Origin of the sequence: Vibrio sp. V33_P6A3T137 (assembly GCF_009904835.1) — a bacterium.
GTDB lineage: Bacteria > Pseudomonadota > Gammaproteobacteria > Enterobacterales > Vibrionaceae > Vibrio > Vibrio metschnikovii.
Genome location: NZ_WXWK01000150.1, coordinates 16,463 through 29,388, shown reverse-complemented (window position 1 = coordinate 29,388; position 12,926 = coordinate 16,463). Strand labels below are relative to the sequence as shown.

At 43.2% G+C, this 12,926-nt stretch carries 14 protein-coding genes; 10 read left to right on the top strand and 4 right to left on the bottom strand.

The genetic code is table 11. From position 1 onward, the window contains the following. Positions 1–89 precede the first annotated feature (89 nt). Both CAG60_RS14505 and CAG60_RS14500 read left to right on the top strand, forming a co-directional pair. Positions 90–1,046, top strand: a complete 957-nt coding sequence (locus CAG60_RS14505; RefSeq protein WP_161439238.1) for a porin — start codon at positions 90–92, stop codon at positions 1,044–1,046. Between the two features lie 75 nt (positions 1,047–1,121). Next, positions 1,122–1,790 carry a DUF2057 family protein gene (locus CAG60_RS14500; protein ID WP_161439237.1) on the top strand — a complete coding sequence of 223 codons (669 nt, stop codon included), beginning with the start codon at positions 1,122–1,124 and terminating at the stop codon, positions 1,788–1,790. A 21-nt stretch (positions 1,791–1,811) separates the two neighbouring features. Here CAG60_RS14500 and CAG60_RS14495 read toward each other — a convergent pair whose 3' ends face one another. The 4 genes from CAG60_RS14495 to CAG60_RS14480 all read right to left on the bottom strand — a co-directional run bounded on the left by CAG60_RS14495 (position 1,812) and on the right by CAG60_RS14480 (position 4,933). Next, the gene (locus CAG60_RS14495; protein ID WP_154167706.1) at positions 1,812–2,270 is read right to left on the bottom strand and encodes a YchJ family protein; all 459 of its coding nucleotides are present in this window, start codon (positions 2,268–2,270) and stop codon (positions 1,812–1,814) included. A 59-nt stretch (positions 2,271–2,329) separates the two neighbouring features. Further along, on the bottom strand, positions 2,330–3,541 hold the full coding sequence (locus CAG60_RS14490; protein ID WP_161439236.1) for an EAL and HDOD domain-containing protein: 1,212 nt from the start codon (positions 3,539–3,541) through the stop codon (positions 2,330–2,332). A gap of 122 nt (positions 3,542–3,663) precedes the next feature. After that, complete coding sequence (gene lpxH, locus CAG60_RS14485) at positions 3,664–4,398, bottom strand: UDP-2,3-diacylglucosamine diphosphatase (protein ID WP_040904205.1); 735 nt, start codon at positions 4,396–4,398, stop codon at positions 3,664–3,666. A gap of 40 nt (positions 4,399–4,438) precedes the next feature. After that, complete coding sequence (locus CAG60_RS14480) at positions 4,439–4,933, bottom strand: peptidylprolyl isomerase (protein ID WP_161439235.1); 495 nt, start codon at positions 4,931–4,933, stop codon at positions 4,439–4,441. 146 nt (positions 4,934–5,079) lie between these two features. Between CAG60_RS14480 and cysS the strand changes: the two genes are divergently transcribed. The 8 genes from cysS (at position 5,080) to ybgE (ending at position 12,857) form a co-directional block, all read left to right on the top strand. Further along, entirely contained in the window at positions 5,080–6,462 is a 1,383-nt protein-coding gene (gene cysS, locus CAG60_RS14475) for a cysteine--tRNA ligase (protein ID WP_161439234.1), read from the top strand. 197 nt (positions 6,463–6,659) lie between these two features. Continuing rightward, positions 6,660–7,181 (top strand): crossover junction endodeoxyribonuclease RuvC, encoded by a 522-nt coding sequence (gene ruvC, locus CAG60_RS14470; RefSeq protein WP_004394957.1) that lies wholly within the window; start codon positions 6,660–6,662, stop codon positions 7,179–7,181. Between the two features lie 75 nt (positions 7,182–7,256). Then, on the top strand, positions 7,257–7,874 hold the full coding sequence (ruvA, locus tag CAG60_RS14465; RefSeq protein WP_004394958.1) for a Holliday junction branch migration protein RuvA: 618 nt from the start codon (positions 7,257–7,259) through the stop codon (positions 7,872–7,874). A 111-nt stretch (positions 7,875–7,985) separates the two neighbouring features. Next, positions 7,986–8,990: a Holliday junction branch migration DNA helicase RuvB gene (ruvB, locus tag CAG60_RS14460; RefSeq protein ID WP_115152648.1), complete on the top strand. Its 1,005-nt coding sequence runs from the start codon at positions 7,986–7,988 to the stop codon at positions 8,988–8,990. Positions 8,991–9,694: 704 nt separating this feature from the next. Continuing rightward, on the top strand, positions 9,695–11,281 hold the full coding sequence (gene cydA, locus CAG60_RS14455; protein ID WP_161439233.1) for a cytochrome ubiquinol oxidase subunit I: 1,587 nt from the start codon (positions 9,695–9,697) through the stop codon (positions 11,279–11,281). A 16-nt stretch (positions 11,282–11,297) separates the two neighbouring features. Further along, positions 11,298–12,434, top strand: a complete 1,137-nt coding sequence (cydB, locus tag CAG60_RS14450; protein WP_004394961.1) for a cytochrome d ubiquinol oxidase subunit II — start codon at positions 11,298–11,300, stop codon at positions 12,432–12,434. 11 nt (positions 12,435–12,445) lie between these two features. Further along, complete coding sequence (cydX, locus tag CAG60_RS14445) at positions 12,446–12,553, top strand: cytochrome bd-I oxidase subunit CydX (protein WP_010319196.1); 108 nt, start codon at positions 12,446–12,448, stop codon at positions 12,551–12,553. Beyond that, positions 12,546–12,857, top strand: a complete 312-nt coding sequence (gene ybgE, locus CAG60_RS14440; protein WP_154167717.1) for a cyd operon protein YbgE — start codon at positions 12,546–12,548, stop codon at positions 12,855–12,857. Before cydX ends, ybgE begins: the two co-directional genes overlap by 8 nt. The last annotated feature ends 69 nt before the right edge of the window (positions 12,858–12,926 follow it).

Sequence of the window (12,926 nt, the reverse complement as noted above, 5' to 3'; positions counted from 1 at the left end):
GGTAACTAACCGCAGAGTTAGCCGACCATCTTCTAAAACTAAGGGAACCGAAACGGAATTCCCATACTAAGAAAAGGCAGTGGATTATTATGAAAAAAACTCTAGTCGCACTACTGGTTGCCTCAGCAGCAACGTCAGTAAACGCAGCAGATATCTACAAATCGGACGACGTGACTGTTGATTTTTACGGTCAACTTCGTCAGCACGTTGAGTTTACAAACGAAAAAGAAAACGGTAACAGTGTCGATCCTAAAATTGATCAAGGTTCTTCACGTGTCGGTGTAAACCTCACTTACAAAGCTCTTGAAGAAGGTTTGGACGTTGTTGCTAAAGTTGAGTATCGTGTTGGTGAAAGCTGGGAATTGCGTCAGCACTACATCGGCATGAGCTCAGAGTACGGTGTAATGACCTACGGTAAGCACAGCCCTCTTTATGATGATGTATACGGTGCTGAATATTCATACCATTATGGCTTAACGCCATACATCAAAGATGGTGGCTTAGATAAAAACTTCTGGCAAGGCAGTGCAATCAAGTATCAGTTAGAACTAGATAATAGCTGGGTAAAAGCACAATACAACCTGGCTGAGAATAACGCCAATGCTGAGTTGTTCGAGATCTACGCTGGTACCACTTATGATTCATGGGCTCTGCATATTGGTGGCGCTTCAATGACTGACAAAGTTGGCGTGAAAAATGTTGAGTCAACTTACTTTGAAGCGACAGCTGAGTACTTATTAGGTAAAGGTATGGTTGGTTTTACTTATGCTTATAACGAAGATAAGAACAAACTGACTGATGGTAAAGTGAAATCTAATGGTTTCCACCTAGGTGCTAAGTACGAAGTTGCTCCAAAAACGTCGCTTTACGGTGGCGCACAATTTATCGACGGCAAGAACGATGCGGCCGACATTACTAACCTATACCTAGGTGCTGAGTATATGTTTGCTAAATGGGCACGTACTTATGTTGAATACGGTTTCAACGATACTGACAACGAGAAAAACGTAAGCAGCCTTGCTATCGGTGCTCGTGTTTACTGGTAATTTATAACGTTATTGTTACTATAAGCCCAGCAATGCTGGGCTTTTTTAATGTTTTTTATGGGAGAAACGATTGTAATGACGACTTATATCAATCTAATCTGGCGGGGATGCTTACTGGCTTGCAGTATGGTTAGTCTAGCTCATGCGCAAGTGCAATTGGTGGTGCCTGAGGCGATTAACTTATCGGTGGTCAATTTAGAAAAGCCGCGGCTTGAAGGTGGGTTATTTAGCAGCAATAAAACGCTAGTTTTGCCTAATGGGACGCATCAAATCGCTTTTCGTTACTCCCAGCCATTCGTGAATCGCGATACGGTAGAGACGGTCAGCAGTGAATTAGTCATATTGAAGTTTAATGCTGAAAATCAAAAGCTAACTTTTCAGTTACCCGATTATCGCAACGCCCAGCAAGCGCGAAGAGAGGTTGATCACTTTACTTGGCAATTGATTGATACTACCAACCAACGGCCAGTTGAACAGACCAGTGACATTATCGCCATCAGCGGCTTTGTACTCGGACAAAATTTTATTGATAACGTGATAGAATACAATAAACAATCCGGCAAAGCGTCAATTAGCATGAGTTATCTGACGGTGGATAATCACGCTAAATCGATACCTAGTCACTCTCAGCCGCTTCCCACTGCCGATGAAGACTCTCTTGTCAGTCAACTGCAACAGCTCTATTTGCAAGCGAATCAGCAGCAGAAAGCCATCTTTCGTCAATGGATCAGTCTGCAAGAGTAATTGGGAAGACTGAAAAACAATTTACCCACAGCATTGCTTGAATTTTTTACCGCTCCCACAGGGACATGGCTCATTACGTCCGACTTTATTGTGCTTTGGAAAGGTGCCGTCAATGTAGAACCACTGCTTCTTTTCCCTCACAAAACGTGATTGTTCTTCTAGGCAAAGCGTTTGCTGCTGATCAATAAAGAAGGCTTTAAAGTGTACAAAGCCTTCGTTGGGATTATTCCCCAACCACGTTCGTACGACTTCTAATCCTGTCCATTGGCTATTGATTGAATCTGCGATGGCATCTCGCTGAAGCTCGGCGTCACAAGAGGGGTGATAAGTATTGATGACAAAATCGACTAAACCTAATACATGGGCACTATAGCGAGCTCGCATTAATTGCTCTGGAGTCTGTGCATTAGTAGGATCAGAATGAATCGGTTGGCAGCATTTGGCATATTCAACTTGGCGTTGACAATAGCAGATATCCATAAAATAAAATCATCATAGAAAAATAATCAACGAAGTTTAAGGATAATGGAGATAGCTGTCTACTGATGGCTATTGAACAAATCTGCAGTCCAATGAACGGCTTGATAATAACAATCACTGATGGTCTGTTCAGGTAATGAGAGCTGGTGAGCAAGGTCGTTCACGGTTTGCCACTCGGCTTGTTCATACGCTTTAATCAGTTGCAATACCTTACCTAACTGACCGGCCCCTGAAACAATCGCGTCTTTGACTTGCTGTTCAATCGGCATCTCTTCAATAATATCTGCCAAGGGTTGATCGAGTAAGCCATCAATCAGTGAAAACATTCCTGTTAGGAAAGCATTACCTGATTGGTCGGCATTGGCAATATTGAGAGACAATAATTCACAATAACGAGCTCGCTGAATGGATAAACCATACAGTGCATCAGGTTTATCTTTATGAGTGGAGGCAATCGCGACTAAAGAGACAAAGCGACGTAATCTTGTCTCACCCAGATAAACTAGGGCTTGTTTAAAGGAGCGTATTTTTGAGCTCACCATGACCGAAGAATTGACAAAGGTCAGTAATTTATACGAGAGCGTCAAATCTTTACTGATTAATCTTCCTAACTCTTGATAGTTAATCTCTTCCTTGGCAATTTCTTTGCATAGTTGCACGATGGTTAAAAATGCGGGTTCCAGTGCTTTTCGTTGAATTAACGCTGGCTGACTAAAGAAATAACCTTGAAAGTAACAAAACCCCGCTTGTTTTGCCAGTTCAAACTCTTGATAAGTTTCAACTTTTTCGGCTAAAAATTGAATGTTATGCTTTTGGTTTTTTTTAATAAATAAGCGTGCTTTTTCGATAGGAACAGTATGAATATCAAATTTTATAATCTGGATATGAGGTAAAAAAGCTGCCCACTCTTTACTGGGTACAAAATCATCGAGGGCAATAGTATAACCGAGCTTTTTGAGCTCAATGATCGCATTAAGCAGTTCCTCGGTGGGTGTACAGCCTTCCAGTACCTCGATAACCAAGTTACTGGAAGGAAATAGGGTTGGTACGAGGTTAATTAAGCTTTGATAAGGAAAATTAACAAATTCCCATAATTTTCCGGCACGATATTGTACTGACCAAAAGTGGTCCGATAACAATCGGCTGGTGGCAAGTTCGGCATCGATTTGTGGGAAGGTATTGTTAGGACCATCACGAAACAGTAGTTCATAACCGACCGTGTTACGATCTCGATCTAAAATCGGTTGCCTAGCAATATAGGAATACTTCAATAGCGTGCCCTTCTTTATTGTCTACCCGTTGTCTATCGTCTTAACGTACCACCATTAATAGTAGTACGTTTGTTAGGCTAACCCAATGGATGCTCTTGAAAAGAGTCTTTTATTATTGAAAGCTAATCAACCCTTGTGATGAAAGGGAGCGTTTCTAAAGCGTAGCCTTGTGGAGAATAGCGCAGTACCGATCCTTGATGATGCCAATCGCCAAGAACGATCCGGATTTTTGTCCCTTCTTTATCGATATGATGAATGGCTGGTCGATGGGTATGACCATGGATCATCAGCGCCACTTGATGTTTGTTCATTACATTGACCACCTCGCTAGGGGTGACATCCATGATCTCCATGGCTTTATGAACTTTATCGCTGCGAATATCGGTTTGTACACGGCGAACAATACGTTTTTTTAGGCAATAAGGTAATCGGTTAAATACCCATTGTAGCCAAGGTTGATGGACTTTTTCACGGTAGGCTAAATAACGAACATCTTCGGTGCATAGGGTATCACCATGTAATACCACCGCAGATGTGCCGTACAAGTTGATCCGTGCCTCTTGCTCAAGTAGGGTCACGCCAGTGTCTTTAGCAAAACGTTTACCCACTAAAAAGTCGCGATTACCATGAATGAAGTAACAAGGTACACCAGCAGACGTCAGTTGTTGAAATTCTTGTTTAATTTGCTGACTAAAAGGGGTGGGATCATCATCCCCGATCCAAAAGTCGAATAAATCCCCCAATACGTAGAGAGCATCGGCTTGTATGGCGTCCTTGCGCATAAACTGAATGAAACAATCCGTAATATCGGGGCGCGAAGGGGTCAGATGAAGATCTGAGATAAACAGTGTGTGCATAAGGCCGTTAATGGAGCGCTCACCACGCTCCATCCATTGATTATTCTGCGATAGTGGTATGAGTAATCACTACTTCATCCAGTGGAACGTCTTGATGCATGCCATAAGAACCGGTACTAACGGTTTTGATCTTATTAACAATATCCATACCTTCAATCACTTCACCAAAGACGCAGTATCCCCAGCCGTCACGACTTTCAGATTTAAAATCAAGGAAAGTGTTGTCATTGACGTTGATAAAGAATTGCGAGCTGGCTGAATGTGGATCCATGGTACGTGCCATTGCCAGTGTGCCTGTTTTATTGCTTAACCCATTGTTTGCTTCATTACGGATTGGCGCACGAGTGGCTTTTTCTTGTAGACCAGAAGTCATACCACCACCTTGGATCATAAAGCCATCAATCACACGATGAAAAAGCGTGTTATCGTAAAAACCATCACGACAGTATTGCAAAAAGTTAGCGCTGGTTTCAGGGGCTTTCTCGGTATTCAGTTGAATTTTTACGTCACCAAAATTGGTATGTAGGGTGATCATAGCTATTACCTTTACTTGTTTTGTATGAATGGCTGATTTTAGCCTAACTTTTTGCGCATTCAAAACACCAAATGGATGACCTAGTGATAATAGAGTTGTTATACTCGTTCATCATTTTCGTAATTAACGGTAAGTAGATAGAGATCATGCTGAAGATTTATAACTCACTCACAAGACAGAAAGAGGAATTCAAACCCATTACGGCCGGAAAAGTTGGCATGTATGTCTGTGGAGTCACCATATACGATCTCTGTCATATTGGTCACGGTCGTACCTTTGTCTCTTTTGATGTGGTATCACGCTACTTACGCTATTTGGGTTATGATTTAACTTTCGTGCGCAACATTACTGATATTGATGACAAAATCATTAAACGTGCCGCTGAGAATCAAGAATCTTGTGACTCGTTGACTGAACGACTTATTCAAGAGATGTACACCGATTTTGATGCGCTCAATATATTGCGTCCTGATGTAGAACCACGTGCCACAGCTTATATTGAAGAAATCATTGCCTTGGTAGAACAGCTAATTGATCGCGGCTTTGCTTATGTTGCAGACAATGGCGATGTCATGTTTGAAGTCAGCAAATTTAAAGAGTATGGCCGACTCTCCAAGCAAGATTTAACCCAACTGCAGGCCGGTGCTCGCGTTGATATTGAGACTGCAAAACGTAGCCCACTCGATTTTGTATTATGGAAGATGTCTAAGCCGGGCGAACCCACGTGGCAATCCCCATGGGGGCCTGGACGTCCTGGTTGGCATATTGAGTGTTCAGCGATGAATTCTTCTATCTTGGGTAATCACTTTGATATCCATGGTGGTGGCTCGGATCTACAGTTTCCTCATCATGAAAATGAAATTGCCCAATCTTGCTGCGCTCATGATACCCAGTATGTGAATACTTGGATGCACAGTGGAATGGTGATGGTAGACAGAGAAAAAATGTCAAAATCGCTGGGTAATTTCTTTACCATTCGTGATGTGTTGCAACATTATGATCCAGAAACCGTACGTTATTTCTTAATGTCTGGGCATTATCGTAGCCAATTAAATTACAGTGAAGAAAACCTCACTCAAGCTCGAGCGTCTTTAGAGCGTCTCTATACTGCCTTGCGTGGTTTGGATATGACGGTCGCAGCGGCTGGTGGTGAAGAGTATGTCAGCCGCTTTACCAGCGCGATGAATGATGATTTTAATACCCCAGAGGCCTACTCGGTCTTATTTGATATGGCACGTGAAGTTAACCGACTTAAAACAGAAGATATGCTTCAGGCGAGTGCTTTAGGGGCATTAATGCGCGAGTTAGCGGATGTGATTGGTATTCTATACCAAGAGCCAGAACGCTTTTTGCAAAGTTCGGTTGCAAATGATGACCAAGCCGAGGAAATCGAAGCGTTGATCAAACTGCGTAATGACTCACGCGCGAATAAAGATTGGGCTAATGCGGATCTTGCTCGTCACAAGCTGACAGAGATGGGCATTATTTTAGAGGATGGTCCGAACGGAACCACTTGGCGACGCAAATAAGCGAACCATGTCTACGACACAGCGGGTTTATGGCCCGCTGTATTCTTTTCTGCTGAGTATTATCTTTTTATCTAACGTGGCGCGTGATGAATGACGCTTTATGCCTTGTCCACGATATTTTTAGCTATGTTAATGGTTTATCTTCACGGACTAGTGATAATCACACGTTGTTTAAGTCGTTCAACTAGGAATAAAACATGTCAATAATTCTGGGCATCGATCCCGGATCACGCATTACTGGTTATGGCGTTATTCGTCAACAAGGCCGTCAGCTTATTTATCTTGGTAGTGGTTGTATTCGTACCTCAGAGCAGGAGTTTCCTTTACGACTCAAACAAATTTACGCTGGAGTGAGTGAAATCATCACTCAATTTCAGCCAGATGCTTTTGCTATTGAACAAGTATTTATGGCGAAAAATGCCGATTCAGCGTTAAAACTGGGTCAAGCTCGTGGTAGTGCCATTGTCGCCGCCGTGAATGCTGATTTACCCGTTTATGAATACGCGGCACGCTTGATTAAACAAGCGGTGGTTGGGACAGGGGGAGCGGATAAAACTCAGGTCCAGCATATGGTGCAACAAATGTTAAAATTACCAGCAAAGCCTCAAGCGGATGCCGCGGATGCGTTAGGGGTTGCTATCTGCCATGCCAACACCAATAAAACGTTATTGGCTTTAGCTGGTAAAGCCACTCATGCTCGGCGTGGACGTTATCGCTGAGTTTAACTGGCTATCCATCCAGTTATTTATTATTATCTAACTCATTCTCTCCTAGTTATCAGCAAGGAAATTCCAGTGATTGGACGTCTGCGTGGCCTATTAATAGAAAAACAACCTCCGCAAATCGTGATTGAAGTCAATGGCGTTGGTTATGAAGTACAAATGCCGATGAGTTGTTTTTATGAACTGCCGAACATTAATGAAGAAGCGATCATCTACACGCATTTTGTGGTCCGCGAAGATGCCCAACTTTTGTATGGTTTTAATACGGTGAGCGAGCGGGCTTTATTTCGAGAAGTGATCAAAGCCAATGGGGTTGGTCCGAAGATGGGACTGGGGATTTTATCCGGTATGACGGCAAGCCAGTTTGTGGCTTGCGTTGAACGTGAGGATATCTCAACCTTGATTAAACTGCCTGGAGTGGGTAAAAAAACCGCCGAACGATTATTAGTTGAGATGAAAGACCGTCTTAAAGGCTGGGGAAGTGGCGACTTATTTACCCCAGCGACGGATGCTGCACCATTAGATCATTCCCCTGTAACTGCAGAGCAAAATGCTCAAGAAGAGGCGATCAGTGCCTTACTTTCTTTAGGTTATAAACCCGTCCAAGCCTCTAAAGTGGTTTCTCAAATGGCAAAACCGGGAATGACCAGTGAGCAATTAATTAGAGAAGCATTAAAATCAATGGTCTGATGATGATAGGTTTATTGTCTGCGTGGCTGCAGCGTCTCACTTACCACTTTGAACTATGCTAATTAAGACTGACTCTGTCGCCCTTATCATTACACCATGGGAATCTCTGTTATGATCGAAGCCGATCGCCTTATTGCCCCAATCAGTCCTGCTTTTAAAGAGGAAGAAGTGATTGATCGGGCTATTCGACCGAAAAAACTTGCCGACTATCAAGGACAAGATCATGTTCGTGATCAAATGGAAATTTTTATCCAAGCGGCACAAAAACGCAGTGAACCTCTCGATCACTTATTAATTTTTGGTCCTCCTGGACTGGGGAAAACTACGTTAGCTAATATTGTCGCTAACGAAATGGACGTGAATATTCGTACTACCTCAGGTCCAGTATTGGAAAAAGCCGGTGATCTTGCCGCGTTGCTGACCAATTTGGATGAAAATGATGTTCTATTTATTGATGAAATTCACCGTCTGAGTCCAATGATCGAAGAAGTACTCTATCCTGCCATGGAAGATTACCAATTAGATATTATGATCGGTGAAGGTCCTGCTGCTCGATCAATTAAAATCGATTTGCCGCCTTTTACCCTGATTGGAGCTACCACTCGCGCTGGATCGCTCACTTCACCATTACGCGACCGCTTTGGTATTGTCCAACGTCTAGAATATTACAATGTCGCTGATTTACAGAATATTGTGCAGCGCAGCGCGCAATGCCTTGGATTGTCAATGGATGCCGATGGTGCATTAGAGGTCGCGCGCCGCGCGCGAGGTACACCACGGATTGCTAACCGCTTATTGCGCCGAGTGCGAGATTATGCAGAAGTGAAAGGCAATGGACATATCTGTCTGGATACGGCGGGTAAAGCGCTCGACATGCTTGATGTCGATCATCTCGGTTTTGATTATATGGACAGAAAGCTACTGTTGGCGATCATGGAAAAATTCTCTGGTGGTCCCGTTGGGCTTGATAACTTGGCCGCAGCGATTGGCGAAGAGAAAGATACCATTGAGGATGTATTAGAACCTTTCCTTATTCAGCAAGGTTATTTACAGCGTACCCCTCGTGGACGTATTGCAACCGATCGAGCTTATTTGCATTTTGGAATAGAAAAGTAGTCTCTGATTTCAATTCGATACGCCATTTCAGCATCAATGTAGGTAAAGCTTCGCTTTCCTGATCAATAAACTCAATACTGTCGAACGCTTCAACTATCGGCAGTATTGAAGCGGCCTCATCTGCAAAATATCTCCTGTATTCGTTTTATAGCCATGTCATACACGCTCTGTATGATTTAGGTGTGTTTATGTCAGAGCCTAACTGGCTATTGAGTGGCGACATGAACCGACGTGAGAAGAGCGCTGAATACTCGACGATAGAAAAAGCAGAATAAGTTCAAAATATTTTTATTTCGGTCACATTTTTACACATTACTTAAAATGACGAAAAATAGACTAATTGAGCTTATTGTTAACTAATTGTGTTTAATATCCGTATCCACTCTGCTTTTTTTTACCTTATTAAAACACCCAATCTGACCTTTTCTTGATTTGTATCATTTTGTTGTTTTTTTGCGCATTGATGTGTCACGGAAATTGATTTAAATCAAAGCGCTTTCCCAAACAAACCCTTTGAAACTCAGGGTCTTTGGCAGTAGTATTAGTCGCAGCTATATTAGCTAGAGCTTAACGATTTACTAACCACAACGGCACATAATTGCAACAATTCATTACAAGAAATTAAGCGGTGATCTTACGTTTAATTCACGTATACGTTGGGCGTTATGTCATAAGTGTCATTCAGCCGACACAAAGGAGTTACCATGATTGATGTAGTGGAGCTATCGCGGTTGCAGTTTGCACTGACAGCGATGTATCACTTCTTATTCGTTCCATTGACTTTGGGCATGGCGTTTTTACTCGCCATTATGGAGTCACTTTATGTAATGACCGATAAGCAAATCTATAAGGACATGACAAAGTTCTGGGGTAAGCTTTTCGGGATTAACTTTGCACTGGGTGTGGCGACTGGCTTGACCATGGAGTTCCAGTTCGGAACTAACTGGTCTTACTATTCCCACTACGTCGGCGATATTTTTGGTGCGCCGCTCGCCATTGAAGCGCTGGTCGCTTTCTTTTTAGAATCAACCTTTGTCGGTTTGTTCTTCTTTGGATGGGATAGGCTTTCTAAACGCCAACACCTTACCGTAACTTGGCTGGTTGCTTTAGGCTCTAGTTTCTCTGCCTTGTGGATTCTTGTTGCTAACGGTTGGATGCAAAACCCTGTAGGTGCTGAGTTCAATTTTGAAACCATGCGTATGGAGATGGTTAGCTTTGCTGATGTGGTACTCAACCCGGTCGCACAAGTTAAATTTGTTCATACAGTGGCTGCTGGCTACACCACCGGGGCGATGTTTATTCTTGGTATCAGCGCTTACTACCTACTGAAGGGACGTGATGTTGCGTTCGCTCGTCGCTCATTTGCTATCGCTGCCTCTTTTGGTATTGCCGCAGTTCTGTCTGTAATTGTACTTGGTGATGAATCAGGTTATGAGCTGGGTGATGTACAAAAGGTAAAACTAGCGGCTATCGAGTCTGAGTGGCACACTGAACCTGCTCCTGCTGCGTTTACCCTATTTGGTATTCCTAACCAAGAAACGATGCAAACGGATTATGCGGTCAAAATTCCTTATCTGATGGGGATTATCGCGACTCGTTCATTAGATAAAGAAGTCACCGGTTTACGTGATCTACGTGAAGAGCATTTAGATCGTATCCGTAATGGTATGTATGCCTACGACCTATTACAGCAACTTCGTGCTGGTGATAAATCGGAAGAGAACATGCTGGCCTTTAATGAGGTTAAGCAAGAGCTCGGTTATGGCTTACTGCTAAAACGATACACTGAGAATGTTGTTGATGCCACAGAGGCGCAAATCCAAGCCGCGGCAGACGATTCTATCCCTACGGTATGGCCGCTATTCTGGTCTTTCCGTATCATGGTGGTCTGTGGCTTTATTATGTTGTTTGTGTTCGGCGCAGCGTTTGTTCAAACTTGTCGCCAAAAAATCGAGCAGAAAAAGTGGGTGCTCAAAGCGGCACTATGGAGTATTCCATTACCATGGATTGCTGCTGAGGCGGGTTGGTTTGTCGCTGAATACGGTCGTCAGCCTTGGGCGGTCGGTGAAATACTTCCGGTTAACGTTGCTGCATCCGCATTGACGGCGGGACAAATTTGGACATCACTGATTGCGATCTTAGCGCTGTATACGTTATTCCTTATTGCTGAAGTGTATTTAATGCTGAAGTTCATTCGTAAAGGCCCAAGTAGCTTGAAAACTGGCCGCTACCATTTCGAACAAAATGGCAGCTCGTTGGAAGACAAAGTCAACCGTCAAGTCGAAGCCTAGGCAAGGAGAAAGCAATATGTTTGATTACGAGATCTTACGACTGATTTGGTGGGTACTGATTGGTGTCCTACTTATCGGTTTTGCCATCACCGATGGCTTTGATATGGGGGTTGGAGCATTAGTCCCTATTTTGGGTAAAAACGACTCTGAGCGTCGAGTGATGATTAACTCGATTGCCCCTCACTGGGATGGTAACCAGGTGTGGCTCATTACCGCTGGTGGTGCACTATTTGCCGCTTGGCCTTTGGTTTATGCCACATCATTCTCTGGATTTTATCTGGCGATGATGGTCACTCTTGCTGCGCTTTGGTTACGCCCTCTGGGCTTAGACTATCGCTCTAAGATAGAAGATCCAAAATGGCGTAATACCTGGGACATTTGTATCTCGATCAGTGGTTTTGTGCCACCAATCATTTTCGGTGTCGCGTTTGGTAACTTGTTACAGGGCGTTCCTTTCCAATTGAACGAACTGATGATGCCAAGTTATCACGGTTCATTCTTTGGTTTGCTCAATCCTTTTGCTTTAGTGTGCGGATTAGTTAGCTTGTTTATGATCTTGATGCAAGGTGCCACGTGGTTACAAATGAAAACCACCAGCGATTTGCATACTCGTGCACGCAATACCGCACAATTAGCCGGTTTGTTAACCTTTGTCTTGTTTGTGTTGGGTGGTTTTTGGATTCAACATATTGATGGTTATGTGATTGTCAGTGCAATTGATACTTCGGCTGCCTCTAATCCGCTAAATAAAGAAGTAATTCGTGAAGCGGGTGCTTGGATGCATAATTTCCAACAGTATCCTATCTTGTGGTTAGCTCCTGCGCTTGGGGTGGTTATGCCGCTACTGGCTGTTTTAGCGTCACGTTTTGAAAAATGCGCTTTGGCGTTTTTAGTATCAAGTCTTGGTAATGCTGGGATCATCTTAACCGCTGGTTTTGCGATGTTCCCATTTGTCATGCCTTCAGACTTAGTACCAAGTCATAGCCTAACCATGTGGGATGCAACATCGAGTGAGTTAACTCTGAACTTAATGACTGGGGTAGCTTTTGTTATGGTCCCTATTATCTTGAGTTACACGGTATGGTCTTACTATAAAATGTTCGGTCGCTTGGATAACAAGTACATCGAAGATAACAACAACTCACTTTACTAAGGAGCGAAACAATGTGGTATTTTGCATGGATTCTTGGTGTATTGCTGGCTTGTGCGTTTGGCATCATCAATGCTCTTTGGTTAGAGCACTCTGAAATGATGGATAAAGACCGTGAGTGATTGGTCTGAACGACTCACTAGACTGCATCAACCATTAGATAAAGGTGCTCTTAGAGCATTAGTTATGGTGTTAGGGTTTTACCATGTTGCAATGGTCATGTGGGATCCTGAAGCCTATGCAGTGAGTATTGGTGGGTTCAATGCCATTATTGGTCCATTACTGATTTGGGCAATGTGTTCAAGTATGGTTTACGGGGTTGGTTTCAAGCCACGTTATTGGTTATGGCAAGGCGTTTTTAGTCCTTACTTTTCACTGCCAATCCTCGTTGGGTTCTTGTTCTTGCGTTTTTCAGGAGCATCGTAAAGTCATTCATAAGACTGACACGACAGCAAAGTAACGATAGCGCTATCTTTTAATCAGATAGCGCTATTT

Bases quoted from the DNA above. Each gene is read 5' to 3' on its own strand.
- CAG60_RS14495 (WP_154167706.1), bottom strand. From the start codon at position 2,270: ATGGATATCTGCTATTGTCAACGCCAAGTTGAATATGCCAAATGCTGC.
- CAG60_RS14480 (WP_161439235.1), bottom strand. From the start codon at position 4,933: ATGATCACCCTACATACCAATTTTGGTGACGTAAAAATTCAACTGAAT.
- cydX (WP_010319196.1), top strand. From the start codon at position 12,446: ATGTGGTATTTTGCATGGATTCTTGGTGTATTGCTGGCTTGTGCGTTT.
- CAG60_RS14505 (WP_161439238.1), top strand. From the start codon at position 90: ATGAAAAAAACTCTAGTCGCACTACTGGTTGCCTCAGCAGCAACGTCA.
- CAG60_RS14500 (WP_161439237.1), top strand. From the start codon at position 1,122: ATGACGACTTATATCAATCTAATCTGGCGGGGATGCTTACTGGCTTGC.
- lpxH (WP_040904205.1), bottom strand. From the start codon at position 4,398: ATGCACACACTGTTTATCTCAGATCTTCATCTGACCCCTTCGCGCCCC.
- cydB (WP_004394961.1), top strand. From the start codon at position 11,298: ATGTTTGATTACGAGATCTTACGACTGATTTGGTGGGTACTGATTGGT.
- ruvC (WP_004394957.1), top strand. From the start codon at position 6,660: ATGTCAATAATTCTGGGCATCGATCCCGGATCACGCATTACTGGTTAT.
- ruvB (WP_115152648.1), top strand. From the start codon at position 7,986: ATGATCGAAGCCGATCGCCTTATTGCCCCAATCAGTCCTGCTTTTAAA.
- cysS (WP_161439234.1), top strand. From the start codon at position 5,080: ATGCTGAAGATTTATAACTCACTCACAAGACAGAAAGAGGAATTCAAA.
- cydA (WP_161439233.1), top strand. From the start codon at position 9,695: ATGATTGATGTAGTGGAGCTATCGCGGTTGCAGTTTGCACTGACAGCG.